We start from the raw sequence: 18,760 nt of genomic DNA, 5'->3' as shown, positions 1-18,760 counted from the left end.
CCTCAAGCTGCGAGAACGGTCGTGGTGACCGCGTTGTCGATCAACAACTGAACCGCAGCCCCGTTGTAGTTGTACACGCTGTAGCTTGTCGCGCCGTCCTGTACGTCGATCCCGCTATCCACCCACTTGCCGGTCCCGACGAGCTGCAACACATCTCCGGCATCGCCATCGATCATGATCTGCTGCTTGCCCACCTTGCCGGTGATGGCAGAAAACAGGTTGAACGCGCTTTCCTCGGGATCATGGAGGTTGAGCACATCGGTCAGGCCGAGCTTGAGCGTATTGTTGCCCGACCCTGTGATGTCGATCTTCTCGATGCCTTTGACGAACGCATCGCGCAACGTGGTGAGATCGAGGGTGGTGCCGCCGCCCTCCAATGCGAGCGTATTCAGCCCAAGCCCGCCCTGGATGCTCGATCCGGACTGGCCGAGCTTGGCGGCGTTATCCGCATTGATGATGATCCGGTCGTTGCCCGCGCCGCCATAGAGCACGTCCACGCCGCCATTGCCGCGCAGCACGTCATTGCCGGCGGCGCCGATCAGCGAGTCCGTGCCGGTCGTGCCGATCAGCGTGTCGGCGCCCGAGGTTCCCATCTGACTGACCTTGCTGCTGGAAAACACACCGGTGGTCGAACCGTAGATGACAAAGACCGCGCCGGCTCCAGGGTAGGAGGTTTCATCAGTCGGAGCGCCAATCATTAGATCCGCCAGACCGTCACCGTTGATATCCCCGGCAGCCACACTTCTCCCGAAAAGAGCGACGGACAAACTGCCATGGATTGCGAAGCCCTGGGTGTTCCCCGCAACGGAGAGCGCGGAGAGATCCACGCTTCCACTGTCTGTCTTGCCAAAGACAACATAGGCTTTGCCGCTATTCGAAAAGCCGTTGGCGTCGGAACTGTCTGAGCCGACCAAAAGGTCAGCCAAACCGTCCCCATTCATGTCCCCGATCATCGTGACACCGGTCACCTTGTCACCGGCGCTGGATCCGTTGATGACGAACCCCTGTGTGTTGCCCGCGACTGAAAGCCCGCTCGCATTCAGCCCAGACCCGTCAGCCTTGCCGAAAACCACATAGGCTTTCCCGGAATCCGTGCCAGGACCGTCCGCCCAAGCTCCCGCGACGATTACATCGGCGAGACCGTCACCATTCACGTCTCCGCCGCCTCCCAGATATTCCCCCAAGCTGTCGCCCGCGCTGGAACCTGAGATAACGAAGCCCAGCGTGTTGCCCGGGTTGGTAAGGGCGGAGACATTCAGCGTTGCGCCGCTGTTGCCGGTCCGTCCGAACACGACATAGGCCCCGCCACTATTGGTACCAGACATATCAGTGGCAGCAGCGCCAACTATAAAGTCGCTCAGGCCGTCGCCGTTAACGTCTCCCACGTCAGTAACCGCATATCCCAAATAGTCGTCGGCACTGGCCCCGTCGACTATAAAGCCCAGCGTATTGCCGGCAACCGACAGCGCCGACAGATTGAGACTACTGTTCGAGGACCCACCGTAGACGACATACACGCGCCCCGTATCCACAGCTGGGCCGTCGGCAAATCTGGCGGACACCAGCAGATCGGCATAGCCATCGCCATTGATGTCTCCCGCACCTGAAACCGAATAGCCGGCTGCCCCTTCGTCGGTGCTGCCATAAAGTTGGAACCCGGCGGAGCTGGCGGTGCTTAGGTTGGATGCGTTTACGCTGGTACCTCCAGTCTTGCCATAGACGATATATGCCGCACCGCCGGCCGTTCCGCCCGCATTATCGACGCCATATGCCCCGACGATCAGGTCGTTCAGACCGTCTCCATTCACATCGCCCGCACTGGAGACGGAATAGCCGAAATAGTCACTTGATGACGAACCAGTTATTGCGAACCCGAGAGTGTTCGTGGCGGCCGTATAGAGGGAAGCGGCAAGCGCGCCGCCCAGATTTGTCGGGCCGCCAAAGACGACATAGGCTTTGCCGAGTCTAGCGCTGTTGGTCTGACCACCTACGACAAAGTCGCCAAAGCCATCGCCATTCACATCGCCAATATCATCGACGGAATATCCGATATAATCATAGCTGGCCCCGTTCAGAACAAATCCGAGCGAGTTTGCAGCATTGAGTAAAGCGCTTGCTTCGATGACCGCGTTGACGGTGTAACTATTGGAACTGACCGCCGATATATTGCCCGCCGCATCCACCGCATAAGCCTTGTAGACGCCGCTGGCGAGACCGACGAGGCTAAGGCTGGTGTTGGAACCGGTCGTCGTGATATTGACGGAGTTCCAATATTTCCCGTCCCTGGACGTGATGTCGGCCAGCGTCGTGACCGATGGAATATGGGCCGTATTGACCAGATAGACTGTTCCCAGTTCCGAGGACTGGACCGTCGTGCTGCTGGTGTTGGCACTATTGCCGGCCGTCAATGTGACTGTCGGGTTGACCGTATCCAGCGGGAAAGAAACGCTGGAACTCGTCGGCGAGACGTTGCCCACGGCGTCCGTAACCACCGCCGTGACCGTGACATTGCCGTTGCCGAGCGTCGTGAGTTGCAAGGCGTCGAGCGTGATCGCCTGCGGCCCTCCGGTTCCGATGACGGTCCGGGTAACCGTGGCCAGCGTGCCCACAAAGGTCACCACCGTCACCGCGCCCGCTTCGGCGGTCACGGTTATAATACCATCTGCGCTGAGCGCCTCCGGACTGGAGGCACCCCCTGCAACGGATGCCGGCAGACCGATGACCGGCGCCGCCGGTGCGACCGTATCGAGCAGGAAGGTGAGCGGATCGCCGACCGTGACGTTGCCCGCCGCATCGGTGACCTGCGCGGAGACCAGCACTTGGCCGTTCCCCAGCGCCGTGAGATCGGATGCCGTCAGCACAACGGCCTTGGCGGTGCCGTCCGCCGTCAGCGTCTTCGTGACCGCGCCACTGATGCCGATGAAGACCACCTGGACGGTCGCGCCGCTTTCACCCGCAACGGTGACCACGCCGCCAGCAGCGGTCGCTTCGGTCGCGGTGGCACCGTCCGCGACTCCTGCACCCCGCGCAAGCACCGGCACGGCGGGCGCCGCTCGATCGAGCGTGAACTGCACTGTCGAGGAGTTGCCGGAGGCATTGCCGGCTGCGTCCTGTGCGACCGCGTTGATCGAGATCACCCCGTCTGCGAACATGGCGACTTCGCTGGCCGTCAGCGCAACCGCTTGCGCGGTCCCCGTACCGACCACCGTCTTGGTGATCTGCACGGAACCCTGAACGAACGCCACCGTGATCGTCGCCCCGGCTTCGCCCGTGACGTTGGCCACGGTGCTGACGGCGCCTGCCGCGTTCTTGGCGGCAGCGCCGGCGAGCGCCAGGCTCGGCGCACCGGGAGCAACCGTATCGATGGTGAACGAGGCTGTCGCCGCTGCGGACTGATTGCCGACGGCATCCGTGACATAGCTGGACACCGAGACGGCGCTGTTGCCGAGCTTGACCAGATCGTTGGCGGTGAGTGACACCGTCTGGGTCAGGCCATTGCCGGTGAACGTCTTGGTGACGCTGTTCGCGCCGGCGGTGAACACCACCGTGACCAGCGCTCCGGTCTCCGCCGTCACATTGACCACGCCTGTGCTCGCCAGGGCCTCGGCCGCCGTCACGCCACCCGCGATCCCTGCGGAGAGCGCCATATTGGGTGTGGCGGGGGGCGTGCGATCCAGCGTGAAGCTGCTCGCGGCTTCGATGGATTCGTTCCCCGCCAAGTCCTTGGCCTGCGCCGTTACGGCGATCGTGCCGTCACCCAAAGCCTGCAGATCCGCCGTGGTCAGCACGACGGCCTGCGCCGAGCCGGTGGCAGTGAACGACTTCACCACGCTGTTGGAGCCATTGGAGAAGACAACCGAGACCGTGGAGCCGGCCTCCGCCGTCACCGTGATGACGCCGCTTGCCGCCGTTGCTTCCGCCGCTGAAGCGATATCCGCAACGCCAATGCCAAGCGCTATCGCCGGCGTGCCCGGCGCCGCACGATCCAGCGTGAACTGGACGCCCGACCCGATCGAGGAGTTGTTGCCCGCAAGATCGGTTGCGACGGCTGTGATCGACACCGCGCCATCGCCCAGGGCCGCGACATCGGCAGCGGTCAGGGAGACGCTCTGTGCCGCGCCGGTCGCCGTCAAGGTCTTGACGATCTGGGTGCTGCCACGGGTGAAGGTGACCTTCACCACCGCACCCTGCTCGGCAGTAACCTCCACCACGCCCGACGTAATCGACGCGCCGGCAGACGATTTGGTCGTGCTGCCGATCAGCACCAGGCTTGGTGAGCCGGGCGCGACCATATCCAGCGTGAAGCTGGAAGTGACGGGCGTCGAGGCGTTGCCCACGGCATCCTTGGTCACGGCGGACACCGAAATCGTGCCGTTGCCCAGCAAGGTGAGATCGGACGCCGAGAGCGTCACCGGGTTGGAACCGCCGGTCGCGACAATCGACTTTTCAACAGTCGCACTGCCATTGGTGAAGGTCACCGTGACGGTCGTGCCAGCCTCCGCTGTCACCAGCACGGCACCGGTCGCCGCCCTGGCTTCCGCCAGCGTGGCGCCATCGGCCAAACCGGTGCCCAGTACGAGCGTGGGCGAAACGGGCGCGATGCTGTCCAGCGTGAAGCTGGTGGTGCTGGCTGTCGACGTATTTCCGGCAGCATCTTTGGTGCTGGCACTGACCGTGATCGTGCCGTCGCCCAGCGTCGCCAGATTGGCGGCGGAGAGTAGCACGGCCTGCGCCGAACCGGTGCCGGTCAGCGTTTTGGTCACACTCTTGCTGCCATTGGTGAAGGTCACCGTGACCGTTGACCCAGCCTCGGCCTGAACGGTGACCGCGCCGGTCGCCGCCATGGCCTCCGCCGCAGATGCGATATCCGCAACGCCGGTCCCCAGCACGATCACAGGCGCATTGGGCGCAGCATCGTCAATGCTGAAGCTGGACGTCGCGGCGGTCGAGAGATTGCCGACCGAATCCTGCACCTGCACCGACACGTTCACCGTGCCATTGCCCAACGCCGTCACGTCCGCGGCAGACAGGAGAACCGTCTGGGCCACTCCCGTGCCGACCAGCGTCTTGGTGATCCTACCCGCCGTGCTGGTGAACGTGATGGTAGCCGTCGCACCGGCTTCAGTGGTGACCTTGATGACGCCGCCCGCACCAGTCGCCTGCGCCGTCGTCTTGGCGGGCGAACCCACCAGCGCGAGGACAGAGGGATTAGGGGGCGTCATGTCGAGCAGGAAGCTCTGGCTCGCCTCGGCGGATTCGTTGCCCACAGTATCGGTCGCCACAGCAGAGACCGAGATCGTGCCATTGCCGAGCGCGATCAGGTCTGCCTGAGACAGGGTGATCGCCTGGTCCAGACCTGTCCCGACGATGGTTTTGACGAGGCTGTTGGAGCCGTTGACGAACGTCACCGTAATCAGCGAGCCGGCGTCCGCCGTGACATGGGCAATCCCGGTTTCCGTCAGGGCTTCGGCCGCCGATGCACCGTCAGCAATGCCCGCCCCCAAAGTCAGCGCCGGAGCATTCGGCGCCACGCGATCCAGCGTGAACTGCACCGAGCCACCGCCCGCCGACACATTGCCGGCCGCATCCCGGGCCGTCGCTGTCACATAAACCGAGCCATCGCCCAAGGCGACCAGATCGGTGGCGCTGAGCGTCACGATCTGGGGCGCGCCGGTGCCGGTGAGGGCCTTCGTCACGATGTTGGCACCGTTGGTGAACGTCACCGTCACCGCCGAGCCGAGTTCCGCCGAAACCGTGACCGCGCCGGCCGAACTGCTCGCCGCCGCACCGGATTTCTCGGTGGAGCCGACCACGGCAAGCGCCGGGCTGTTCGGCGAGGCCATGTCGAGCGTGAACGAGCGTGTCGTTGCCTGCGAGTCATTCCCGACGGCATCGCGCGCAACGGCGGAGACTGAGACAGTGCCGTTGCCGAGGAACGCCAGATTGGCGGCGGTCAGCGTCACCGCCTGCGCCGTCCCGTTCCCGGTCAACGTCTTGGTGACGCTGTTGACGCCGTTGGTGAACGTCACCGTGACAAGAGCGCCGCTTTCGGCCGTCACCGTGACCACGCCGCTCGCCGCCTTGGCTTCGGCAAGTGTCGCGCCATCCGCCACGCCAGACCCGAGCGCGAGCACCGGCGCCGTGGGGGGCGAGCGGTCCAGCGTGAAGCTCGCTGCCGTTGCTGCGGCAGACGTGTTGCCGGCGACATCCCTCGCGACCGCATTTACCGCAATCGTACCGTCTCCAAGCACCGCAAGGTCGCTGGCGGTGAGGACGACGGCCTGCGCCGCGCCAACACCGGTCACGGTCTTGGTGACCGTGTTGCCGCTCCGCGTGAAGGTGACCGTGACGGTCGAGCCGGCTTCGGCGGAAACGGTGACGACGCCACTGCTGGCAGTCGCCTCAGACAGTGAGGCGGTATCCGCCACGCCCGAGCCCAACGCCAGGACCGGCGCGGCCGGCGGCGTGTTGTCGATGGTAAAGCTCGTGTTGCTGGTCTGTGAGATATTGCCGACGGCATCGATCGCAGTGGCGGTCACCGCAATGGTGCCGCTGCCGAGCGAGGTGACCTCGCCAGCACTCAGCGCAACGGATTGGGCAGCGCCGGTTCCGGTGATCGTCTTGGTCACACTGTTGATGCCGTTGGTGAATGTGACGGCGACGGCCGAGTTGAGTTCGGCTGTCACCTGCGCCACGCCCTGCACGTTGGATGCCTGCGCGCTGGTCTTGGCCGATGCCCCGATCAGCGAGATCAGCGGTGCAGCGGGTGCCACAGTGTCGAGCGTGAACGTCTGCGTCGCGGCAGTCGACGCATTGCCGGCCTGATCGCGCGTGACTGCGCTGATCGTGACGGTGCCGCTGCCGAGCGTTGCGAGATCGTTCTCGGTGAGGACCACGGCCTGCGCCGCGCCCGTAGCCTCGATCTCCTTCACCACCTCGCGCGTACCATTCTTGAAATTGACGCTGATCGTGAGGCCAGCGGCGGCCGTGACAAAGGCGACGCCGCCCTGCGAGGCAGCCTCGGACGCGGAGGCGCCATCCGCAATGCCGCTGCCAAGCGCAATGGCAGGCGTGCTCGGCGCGACGCGGTCCAGCACGAACCCGACCGGCGTGCCGATCGCGGAGCTGTTGCCGGCCGCATCCGTCGCTGTGGCGGTCACCGATACGGGGCCATCGCCAAGCGTGGTGAGATCGCCGACGGTCAGTCGGACGGCCTGCGAGCTTCCGGTGGCCGCAAGCTCCTTGGAGACGGTGCCCAGCGACCCGGCAAACGTCACGGTGATGGCAGACCCGCCCTCAGCGCGCACGGTCACGACGCCGGTGGTTGCAAGGGCCTCCGCCTGTGTGGCTCCGCCCGAGACACCAGCGCCAAGCGTGAGGGAGGGCGCCAGCGGCGCCTGCCGGTCCAGCGTGAAGCTTGAGGTCGACGGCACAGAGAGATTGCCGCTGGCATCGCTCGCCACCGCAGAGACGGTGACAACGCCGTCGCCCAATGTCTGCAGATCCAGACCGGTCAGAACGATCGACTTCGAGGAGCCGTCGCTCACGACGGTTCTGGTGACGCTGCCAACGGAACCGACCAGCGTGACGACCACCACCGCGCCGGCTTCTGCCGACAGCGTGAGGAGACCGACTGCGGCGGTGGCTTCGTCGGCCGTCGCCCCATCCACCGCATCGAGCGCCAAGGACAGCACTGGTGCTTCCGGAGCGGCGGCGTCCAGATTGAAGGTCAGGCTTTGCAGCGACGACTGATTGCCAGCGCCGTCCGTCACCAGCATGGCGACCTGCACCGGGCCATCGCCGAGGGCGGCGATCTGCTGTTGGGTCAGCGTCACGGCCTGCGCGGTCCCCGTCCCCACCCGACTGAGGGTCACCGTCTCACCGGAATAGCCGTTGAAGGTAATCTTGACCGCCGCGCCGTTTTCGGCAGCGGCCAGCACGACGCCGTCCGCCGAGAGCGCATCGGCGGCCGACTTGGTGCTGCCGCCGACCAGCGTCAGACCCGCCACCGGCACGGCTGTATCAAGGATGAAGGCCGCCTGCGCGGTGTCGGACTGGTTGCCGGCCACGTCCGTGGAGACAGCTGTGACCTGAATCTGCCCGTCGCCAAGCCGCGCCATATCCCCGGCCGTCAGCCGGATGACCTGGGAGGCCCCGTTCGCGGCGATGGCCTTGACGACCTCGTTGCCACCGCGACTGAAGGTGAGCGTGACGATCGTGCCGGTGTCGGCTTTCACCAGCACGGCGCCGGCGCCCGCTTCACTTGACGTCGCGCCGCCCGATTCCACCCCGACACCCAGCGTGAGGATCGGCGCCACAGGCGGCACGGCGTCCAGACTGAAGTCCAGCGTCGCCGGTGCCGACGCATTGCCCGCCCCATCAAGCGCGATCGCCGTCACCAGAATGGGTCCATCGCCAAGGAGGACGAGATCGGCCGAGGTCAAAGCGATGATGTCGTCGCCCCCGCTGGCCGCGGCGATGACTTTCACTAGGCTTCCGCTGACGCCGGTGAAGACCAGACGAAGACCGGTGCCCGCCGGCGCAGCGACCGTAAGCACGCCATCGGTCGACAGCGCATCGGCGAGCGACTTGGTCTGGCTGCCGACGATCTGGAGCAGCGGGGATTCGGGCGGCTCCGTCCGCAACACGAAGTTGCCGCTGCCGGCCGCTGAGGCATTGCCGGCTGCGTCGCTGGCCACGGCTGATACGGTAACCGATCCATCACCCAGCACGGCCAGATCGTCGGCTGAGAGCACGACCGCCTTGGGCGCACCGGTGCCGGTCAGCGTCTTTTCGACGACGCCATTGAGGCCGGTGAACGTCACGGCTACCGTTGACCCGGCCTCTGCGCTCACGCGCACGATACCGCCGCTCGACGTGCCTTCATCCAGCGAAGCGCCATCGGAAACGCCCGCGCCGAGCGTGACTGTGGGTGTCGCCGGCGGCGTCGTGTCCACGCTGAAGCTCATCATCGATGCGGCCGAGAATTTGCCGCTGACGGCGTTGAACTGACGGACCGCCAGCAGGGTTACACCCTCAAGCGCACCCGTGTCGTCCGCCCAGGTTTCGCCGCCGTCCAGGCTGTACTGGAGGGCAGAGCCGCTCTCCAGTCCACTGATCGACAGATTGCTGTCAGAGGTCAGACCGTCGGCATTGGAAACGCCGGTATCATTCTCCAGAGCAAGGTTCAGCGAAGAGAGGGTGATCGACGGATCGAGCGTGAATTCCGCAAGGGTCGTCGGCGAAATGTTGCCGGCCACGTCGGTCTGGCGAACCAGCACGGAGTTGAAGCCGGGGTTTGCAGTAAAGCTCTTGCTCCACGTCGCGCCACCATCGACGCTGAATTCGATCAGTGCGCCCGGCTCCTGACCGGTGATGCTGAGAATCCCGGTATATTCATTTCCTTCGACCTCAAGCATGCCGGGCAGACCGGTATCGAGGTTGAAGCCGAGCGCCGATGAGGCGGAGACATTGCCGGCACCATCCTTGGCGGTGGCGGAGACCGAGACCGCGCCACTGCCAAGCGCGAGCAACTCGGCCTGGGTAAGACTGACTGCGACGGACGCGCCCGTGCCATCCACAAGCTTGGTGATGGTGCCGCTCGCGCCACTGAACACCAACCGCACGCTTGTTCCGGCTTCCGCCGTCACGGCCAGCGCCCCGGCAGCACTGCTTGCTTCTTCGCTCGTTTTGTCGGCATCGCCCACCAGATCAAGAACAGGCTCGCCCGGTGCGACAGTATCCAGCGTGAACGCGCTGCTTGCCGTCGATGAGACATTGCCGGCGGCATCGCTGGCGACTGCGGAAACGGAGACGACGCCATTACCTAGAATGGCCAGGTCATCGGCTGTCAGAACCACCGCTTGATCCGTACCGATGCCGGCCACGGTCTTGACGATGTTACCTTGCTGTGTGGCGAAGGTCACCGCAACCGACGCGCCATATTCTGCGCGGACCTGAACAGCGCCGCCAGAGTAAAGTGCCTCGGCGGCTGTCGCACCATTCTCGACAGCAGCGCCCAGGCCGATGGTCGGAGCCTCGGGACCGGTCGTGTCCAAAGTGAATACGACCAGCACCGGTGGCGACATATCGCCAGCGTTCACCTGGCGGATGTGGACATGGTTGAGCCCTTCCACCGCAGTGAATGTGCTCGACCAGTTCTGTCCACCGTCCATGCTATACTGAACACTCGCACCATTGCTGACGCCGGACACCTGCAAGGTGCCATCCTTCGTGAGCCAGTCGCTCGTGGAAGCGCCCGTATCGCTCGCCAGTGCAACGTCCAGCGCCGGAAGCGCCGCCGACAGCTCGAAAGTCAGATCTTGGGCCTGAGAGGCGTTGCCTGCAACGTCCACCTCGCGCACCAGCACGCTGTTCGCACCGGCACTGGCCGTAAAACTCTGGCTCCAGTTCTGTCCGCCGTCGATGCTATATTCGATCACCGAGCCGGCCTCCTGACCGGCAATCGAGATGATCCCGCTCTGCGTATCCGCCGTTGCCACCATCGCGCCGGGCGCCACGGTATCGACCGTGAAGGACACCGGCATGGCAGCCGAGACGTTGCCGGCGGCGTCCGTTGCCGTGACCGACACGGCAATCTCTCCGTCGCCCAGCGTCGCGAGATCCCCCGCGCTCAGCACGACCGGCTGAGCGGCCCCATCCGCGCTCAACAGCTTGACGATGCTGTTGGCGCCGTTGGTGAACGTCACGGTGACGGCGGCGCCAGCCTCGGCGGTGACGAGAACAACGCCGCCGGCCGCTGTCGCTTCAGCCGCCGTGGCCCCGCCCGCAACGCCCGTTCCCAGAGCCAGAACCGGGGCGCCGGGCGCCTGACCGTCGATCGTGAAACTCAGCGCCTGTGCCGGCGAGGCATTGCCGGCCGCATCGACAACATGGACGGAGACCTGCACTTCGCCATCGCCCAGTTCGGCAAGGTCGGCGGCGCTCAGCGCGATCGCCTGTTCAGTGCCTGTGCCGGTGACCGAGCGGATGACGGTGCCGTTGGTGCTGCGCAGTTCGATCTGCACCGTCGCCTGATCTTCGGCCGTGACCGAGAACACGCCGCCCGCCGAGAGGGCCGCATCCAGACCCTTGACGGCCGAGCCGATCAAGCCGAGCACCGGCGCGTCTGGCGCGTCGGTATCGACACGGATGTTGGGCGCCTGGATCGCAGGGAACGTGGTGGCAACCGCCAGTCCGCTCTGCCCCTTGAAGTCGTCGCGGTGCCGAGCGCGAGGCTGTTCGCCTTGAGCGTGATGCCATCGCCATCGTAGAGATTGGCAGGGAGCGCGGCCGTGAATGTCAGGGCACTGCTGCCGCTGGCCGTCGCGCTTGTGCCCGTCGCGGTCAGGAGGATCTCCTGCCCGCCGACCAGTGCGACCAATGTCACCGTCTTGCCTGCTGCAAGAATGACGGGCTGGGAAAAGTTCACGGTGACCGTCAGCGGATCGCCGACCTTGCTCCAGCTCGGCGCGGCGGGCTGCGCCACTGACTGAACGCCAAGATTGAGGCCCGGCGTCACGGTGGCCGGATCGTAACCGGACAGATCGGCCAGAGCCACGTTGGGATTGGTACGAACAGCAGTGCCAGCCACCTGCGAGCGGACGGCGCCGTCCGCGAAGACAAGTTGATCGTTGAGGGTGCTGCCGCCGGCTGAGACGATCACGGTTTCCAGGGCGCCATTGATCGTCCGAGTCAACGTCATGCGCGTGCCGCTGACGGTCTTTGTGTAGTCTGCCCAGTTACCGCGGAAATAGACGATATCGGTGCCACCGCCCAGCGATGACGCGTCGACTGTCGTCCCGTTGGCGACATAGACAATATCCACGCCACTATTGCCGACGACCTGAAACTTGACGCCGGTTCGGGTCAACGCGAACGTCTCGCCATTGACGTCGAAGGCTCCAACCTTGATCGTCGCCGATAGCTCGGCACCCGGCGCTGCGGCGCCGACCGGCGCGAGCGACGTCTCTCCCGACGGCGCTGGCAATGCATCTCCCCGGGAGACATGATTGTAGATCAAATTGGCCGCCACCGTGCCGTCGGCAAACACCAGCGCGTCCGCATTCACTGCGGTATTCGCACTGGCGAGATTGACGATCTCGACCTTGCCTTCAACTGTGCGCGACAGGGTGATCGTCGCACCCGTTCTGCTCAGCGTATAATCGGCCAACGATCCTTCAAAATAGATCTTGTCGGCGCCGGCACCGGTGCTCAGCGTGTACGTAGCGCCCGGGCGCACGAACACCGCGTCGACAAGTGCCGAGCCCAGGAACTGAATCTCCTGGCCGGAGAGAGACAGGGTGCCATAGCTCAGCGCGAAATCCAAAAAGCTGGAGCCGTTGCCGGCAGTTTCAATAACTGCATATTTAGAAGTGACCGCCATGGCACTAATTCCAATCAGAATATTTTAATAATGTTATGAAAACAGATCATGAAGACCGGACTGACTACAAAGACAGTCCGGTTTTTCATGATTATCCGCCGACAAATACTGGCTGGCTCGTGCCAAAATATGCCAAAATGGCAGCCTGACTTTCACGCCATTCGCCACCGATGTCGATATCCATCCATGACTGAGGACCGTTGCTTCCGGCGTAGGCGCTGAATTCGATCCGCGTCTCGTTAGCGTTGTCGGTGCTGCTCAACGCCAGGTTTTCCCCGGTGTCCCATATGGTTTCTCCGAGGTGCTGGGTGTCGAGGTAAATCAGGTCATCGGCGGTGAATCCGGTGGCCTGGAACCAGAAATCCCAGGTTGCGATGTCGGAGGAGCTGTCCTGATCCGTTGCGACCAACGCATAACCAGCAGCCGCGAGGCTTCCGATCGAGGTCGGGTTGGCAGCGAACGTGTTGCCGACGCCGTCGATACCCACCCACTTGTAGCTGGCGCTCAGCGTGCCATTGGCATTCATGATCTGCGAAGCCGCACCGCCGGACACCAATGCCGCGCCCGAACCGGTCGTATTGGGTGTGACGGTGGCGAACGTCGCGCCGCTGGTGAGAGCCGCGTTGCCGAGGCCAGACGTAGCGCCGACGAACAAGCCTGCGTCGATCTCGACATGATAATTGTTCGAGAAATCGAGGTCGTAGACCGGATCGATGATAAGCTTGTTACCGGAGATGGAGAGGACATCCTCGATGTCCACTGCGTTGCCATTCAGGGTTGCCGAAGCCATACCGCCGGCCACGGTGACAACCAGTGTCTGCGTGTTGTCGATGGATTCGCCGAGCGAGCCGGAATAGCCCAGCTTCGATCCGCTGTTCGCACCGTTGACAAGCTCGATCGTATACGTGCCGTCCACAGTCGTCAGCGAGATGTTCTCGCTCGCGGTGAAGACGAGGTCCGAACGCACATCCAGATTGGTGACGCCATTGAGATTGGTCGACAGCGTTGGCACCGCGGTCTGCGTGATCGTGAAATCATCGGACACCGACAGGCTGCCATCCGACGCCGTGACCCGCACAGTGATCGGACTGCCGAGCGCGGGCGCGGACGCGGACGAGAAGGTGTGTGTGGCGGCATTGAACGTCAGCCAGCCCGGCAAGGCCGACAAAGCGCCCCCTGCACCCACCAACTGGGCGGTGTAGGTCAGCGTCGTGCCCGCATCCACATCGCTGAAGCTGTTGGACGGCACAAGGTAGCTGAACGCCTGCCCTTCGATGGTCGACTGGTCTTGAAGCGCATTGGCGACCACCGGGGCTTCATTGACGTTCGTCAGGTTCACCGTGATCGCCTGGGTCGTCATATTGCCTGCAGCATCCGTCATATTGACGCTGAAGTTGTAGCTGTGGGCATGCGTCTCATAATTACGCGCGCTGATAAGGCTGAGCACGCCCGACGAGTTGAGCGAGAACAAGGCGCTGTCCCCGCCTCCAGCCAGCGACCAGGTCGCCGCTTCGCTGGCAGAGAGGGTCGCGACCGCCGTGGCGTTCTCAGCGACGCTGTACGTCGTCACGCCCAACGTCGGCGCCGTGTTGTCGACGACGAACGGGTTCGAGCCGAAATGGACGACCTGACCGGTCACATCTTCAAGAACCGAGGCCCCCGAGGTCGTGCTGGTCACATTGGGCATGTCGATCGACAGAATCTCGACGATCGACGAATTGCCCGCCGGCATCGTGGCCGAGAACACGATCTTGTTCGCCTGCCCAAGGGCCAAGGTGGCGTTAGCGTTGAAGGTCGCCACAATCTGGGTCGTGCCTCCGTCGGTGGTCAGGGTGATCGTCCCTGCGTCACCATTGTCGAATGTCACAACCTCGCTGAACGTCACCGTGAACTGCACGGAGGCCCCCTGCTTGGCCACGCTCACCCCGGATGTGATCGCAGTGATCGAAGGGGCGGAGACGCTGGTCAGCACCAGATCGTCCGAAACCGAAAGCGATCCGTCGGAGGCCGTGACACGCACGGTCAGCGGCGTGCCCAGAACGGGCGTCGACGTGGCCGAGAAGGTGCGCGTCGCGGCATTGAAGGTGAGCCAGCCCGGCAAGGCCGACAAAGCGCCCCCCGCGCCCACCAGTTGCGCCGTGTAGGTCAGCGTCGTGCCCGCATCCACGTCCGCGAAGCTGTTGGAAGGCACGGCATAGCTGAAAGCCTGTCCTTGAATGGCCGTCTGGTCTTCAAGCGGGGTCGCGACCACCGGCGCCTCGTTGACGTTGGTGAGGTTCACCGTGATCTGCTGATTGGTGACATTGCCGACGACGTCGGTCATGCGGACTTCCAGCGTGTAGCTCTGCGGGCTCGTCTCGTAATCGGGCGGACTCGTGAAGCTCAGTTGGCCGTCAGCCGACAAGAGGAAGAATGGCCAGTCACCGGATGGCGCAAGCGACCATGTCACCGTCTCCGATGCGCTCAAGGTCGCCACTGCCGTGGCGTTCTCCGCCGTGTTGTACGTCGTCACACTCAGAGTCGGCGCCGTGTTGTCGATGACGAACGGGTTCGAGCCGTACATCACGACCTGACCGATCGTATCGGTCAGGACCGCCGTCCCGGAGGTCGCACCGATCACATTGATCAGATCGATCGACAGGATCTGGAGGTTGGACGAATTGCCGGACGGCATGGTTGCCGAAAACACCAGCTTGTTCGCCAGCCCCAGATTCGCCGTTGCGACACTGTCGAAAACCAGACCGAACTGGGTAAGGCCATTATCGGGCGTCAGGAAGATCGTTCCGGGGTCGTTCGGATACATGACGTCCTCACTGAACGTCACGACGAACTGAACGGCCGTGTCCTCCTTTCCTGCGCTCACGTCAGCGACAATTGCCGTGATCGTGGCTCCGTTGACGCTGGTCAGGACCAGGTCATCCGCGACCGACTGCGACCCGTCGGAGGCCGTGATGCGCACGGTCAGCGCTTGTGCGAACGATGGCGCGGACACGGAACTGAGCGTCCCGGTCTGCGCGTCAATCGAAAGCCAGGACGGAAGCGCCGAGAGATTGCCCGAGCCATCCACCAGTTGCGCCGTGTAAGTCAGCGGACCGCCCTCGGGATCGCCGAACATCCCGTTCGGAATGGTGTAGCTGAACGGCTGATCTGCGGACACGAACCCATCGGACAGCGATCCATTCAGCACAGGCGCTTCATTGACGTCGGCAAGGTTCACCGTGACGATTTGGGTGCTGACGTTGCCAGCCCGGTCCTCCATTCTGACGGTGACGCTGTAGCTGTGGGCCTGCGTCTCATAGTCGCGGGGGCCGACGAAGCTGAGCTCACCAGCGTCGTTGATCGTGAAGAGGGCAAAATCATCCTCTTCCATCAGGCTCCAGGACACTGTTTCCGTGGCTGTCAGCGTTGCGACCGCCGTCGCATTCTCGTTCACTGTAAAGGTCGCTGCGGTCAAAGCAGGAAGCGTGTTGTCGATGAAGAATGGCGCGCCTTCGTACGTAACAAGTTGCCCAACCACATTGGTGGCCAGCGGCTGGCCACTGTCGACACCCACAGCACCCGCGAGATCGATCGACACCGCCCGCACGTTCGCCGCGTTTCCGGCCGGTGCTTGAGCAGTGAAAATGAGGATCGTCGGATCATTTGTCGACGCCGTCAGGTTCTGATCGAAGATGGCGGTCATATCCGCCGACCCGTCGCCGTCGAGGTCGAGGCCTAGGCTGCCCGAAGATCCTCCGGCCACCGTCACGCCCTCGCTCAGCTTCACGGCAAAATACAGTTGAGTGCCCTGATTTGCCGAGCCAGTGAGAGTATAAACCTCCGAGATCGCGGGCGCGCTGGTGCCGGTGAGCACAAAATCGTCAGAGACCGAAAGCGTCCCGTCGGAAGCCGTGACACGGATCGTCAGGGCAGCGTCGATCTGCGGAACCGATGCCGCGCTCAACTGCCCGGTCTGCGCATTGAACGTCAGCCAGCTCGGCAGCGCGGAGACATTGCCCTGCGCATCCACAAGCTGCGCCGTATAGGTGAGCGTGTCGCCGTCGATGTCGGAAAAGGCGTCGCTGGGAACGGTGTAGCTGAATGCCTGATTGGTAAACGCAATCTGATCGACCAGCGGGTTATCCAGCACCGGCGCTTCGTTCACATTGCCGACGTTCACCGTCACGGTCTGCGTGCTCTGATTGCCCCATACATCCGTCGCGGTGACGGTGAGCACGTAGCTGGCCTGCGCTTCGTGATCGAGCGCACCCACAAGCGTGATCGCCCCGGTCTCCATATTGATCGCGAAATAGTCGGCGATATCGGGCGCGGCCATCAGGGAAACATTGTCCCCCCAGGCCAGCGCGTATCTCACCTTCCCGGCCACGTCCGTGGCTCGGGTCGAGAAAACGACCGAGTCCACCAGCGCCGATTCGAGGATGGACACGCTGACCGAGGCCCCGCCATCGAAAACGGGACCAGCGTCGTCATCGATCAGGCCCTTGATCTTATATTGGGAAGTGTCGACAGGGAGCGGCTGGGCAGTGAAGGTGGGATTGACGGCATTGACCTGGGTCAAACCGTCGATGAAAGCGCTTGCGAGAAAATTGGCTTGGATGGAAGTCAGACTGTCGCGGGTAACAACCGCGGGCTGCACGCCTTGCCACCCGCCGATCGTGCTGGCGATGGAACTCAGCCCTTGGCCCATGGAATAGTTGTTCGTGCCGAGCCATCCCTGGAGCGCTGCCAGTTGCACGCCGTAGAGATTGGCGGTGCTGGATGTGTTCTCGCCCGCAGCGTTGATCACCAGATTAACCGTCTGCCCCGTCAGATCGCTTTCGTTCCCGACGAACAAGTTCGCAACGGTCTGGTTCGCATTGGAGACCTGCTGGTCGGTGACGCCCGTCAGGGTCGTTGTGCCGCTCGTGGCGAGATCCGCGGACATGAGACGGGTGGCGAGTTCGGTCAGCGGCGTGAGGTTGATCACCACATTGCCGTCATCCCCGACCGTCGTGACGGCGCGCAGCGGAATCGTGATGTCAGCCTGAGTACCTGTGGCTTCGTCCAGATGCCCCGTGGAATCCGCGGTCGGGTCCGTGGCGGAGAGGAGAACGAGGCCGGTATAGCCCTTGAACGCGATACTATATGAGCCGTTTTCATCGGTCACCGCGGTGCCGAGGAGCGTGCCGTCTTCCTTATAGGCCTTGATCTCGATGCCGGCGCCAGTCGGCCCGGCAAAGACGGAGCCAGTGATATAGTTATTGCTATCGACCGTGACCGGGCGAGAGCCGGTTGCGGAGATGTTGCCTGCGGCGTCGGTTGCCTTGGCGGTGATGGTATAGGCGCCGTCGGCGGGCAGTTCGTTGGCAGCAAAGCTGGCCGTCCAGGTGCCATTGGCGGCGGTGGTGACCGTCTTGGTGGTGGTGCCCCAGGTGACCGTGATGCTGGTGCCGGCCTCGGCGGTGCCCGAGACGCTGACCGGGGCCTGGGTTTCGGCCTGGTTGACCAGATCGTCACCGGCGACCGCGTTGATGACCGGTGCGGCGGCGGCGGTCTTGTCGACCGTGATGGCGTTGGCGATCTTGCCGGCCTCGCTGGTCTTGCCACTGGTCGCGTCCTTCTGGCGAACCTGCACAGCGCCGGCGGCGTAGCTGCCCTCGGCCAGCGTGAAGCTGGTGCCGGTGCCGGCCGTCCAGGTCGAGCCGCCATTGGTCGAGTATTCCCAGGCGTTGGTGCCGGTGATGGCAGAGACGTTGATCGTGCCGTCCTGGGTGATGTAGTCGGTCGCCGAAGCGCCGGTGTCGGTCTTCAGCGCGAGCTTGGGCGCAGCGATGCTCGCCTCATCGCTGCCGCCGCCGAAGATGGCGAACCCGGCGCCGATCGCACCGGCAGCGCCCAGCACATAAAAGGCGGGCGTGGAGAAGAAGCTGCCCGATCCGCCGCCAGCGCCGGCGCCGGCAGCACCCTGGGCATAGACGCGATCGGCCCACTGGCCTTCACCGACATGACCCTGTCCACCGGCGGCCGAGGCCTGCACGGCGCTTTCGGGCTGATCCGCGTCGGCCTGCGCAGCGTCGGCATCCTTCTGGTCGCCATTTTGGGCGGCTTCGTCCTCGTCGTCCTTCTTGTGCGTCCGTGCCTTCACCTTCTTGGGCGTGGCGCTGTGCGCGGCAAGGGTCGCGTGTGAGGCCGCGGGCGCCACAGGTGCATGACCGGCGGCGGCCTGAGCGGAGGGAGCCGGTGCAGCTTGGGCCACAGCCTGGGCCTGCTCGGCCGGAACGGCTGCGTTTGCCGGAAGCTCTGCCTGCATCTCTGCCTGCATCTCGGCCTGCATCTGGGCCTGCGTCTCGCTCTTGTTGGTCATGTCATTGGCTCCCTGTATTCCAAGCTGTGTCT

The 18,760-nt window shown here is 63.9% G+C and carries 3 protein-coding genes; all 3 read right to left on the bottom strand.

From position 1 onward, the window contains the following. Positions 1–2: 2 nt before the first annotated feature. Positions 3–11,120, bottom strand: a complete 11,118-nt coding sequence (locus tag M2342_RS06715; protein WP_264578513.1) for an Ig-like domain-containing protein — start codon at positions 11,118–11,120, stop codon at positions 3–5. Then, the gene (locus M2342_RS06710; protein ID WP_264578512.1) at positions 11,108–12,385 is read right to left on the bottom strand and encodes a hypothetical protein; all 1,278 of its coding nucleotides are present in this window, start codon (positions 12,383–12,385) and stop codon (positions 11,108–11,110) included. Before M2342_RS06710 ends, M2342_RS06715 begins: the two co-directional genes overlap by 13 nt. 91 nt (positions 12,386–12,476) lie before the next feature. Next, a complete protein-coding gene (locus M2342_RS06705; RefSeq protein ID WP_264578511.1) occupies positions 12,477–18,728 on the bottom strand; it encodes a putative Ig domain-containing protein in 6,252 nt (2,083 codons plus the stop codon). Between the last annotated feature and the right edge of the window lie 32 nt (positions 18,729–18,760).

It is taken from the genome of Sphingobium sp. B8D3A (assembly GCF_025961995.1).
Lineage (GTDB): Bacteria > Pseudomonadota > Alphaproteobacteria > Sphingomonadales > Sphingomonadaceae > Sphingobium.
Note: the sequence above shows the minus strand (reverse complement) of the source record. Positions and strands in the feature narration are given on the sequence as shown.

Excerpts from the sequence above, each read along its gene's own strand:
- M2342_RS06705 (WP_264578511.1), bottom strand. The coding sequence starts at position 18,728 with ATGACCAACAAGAGCGAGACGCAGGCCCAGATGCAGGCCGAGATGCAG.
- M2342_RS06710 (WP_264578512.1), bottom strand. The coding sequence starts at position 12,385 with ATGGCGGTCACTTCTAAATATGCAGTTATTGAAACTGCCGGCAACGGC.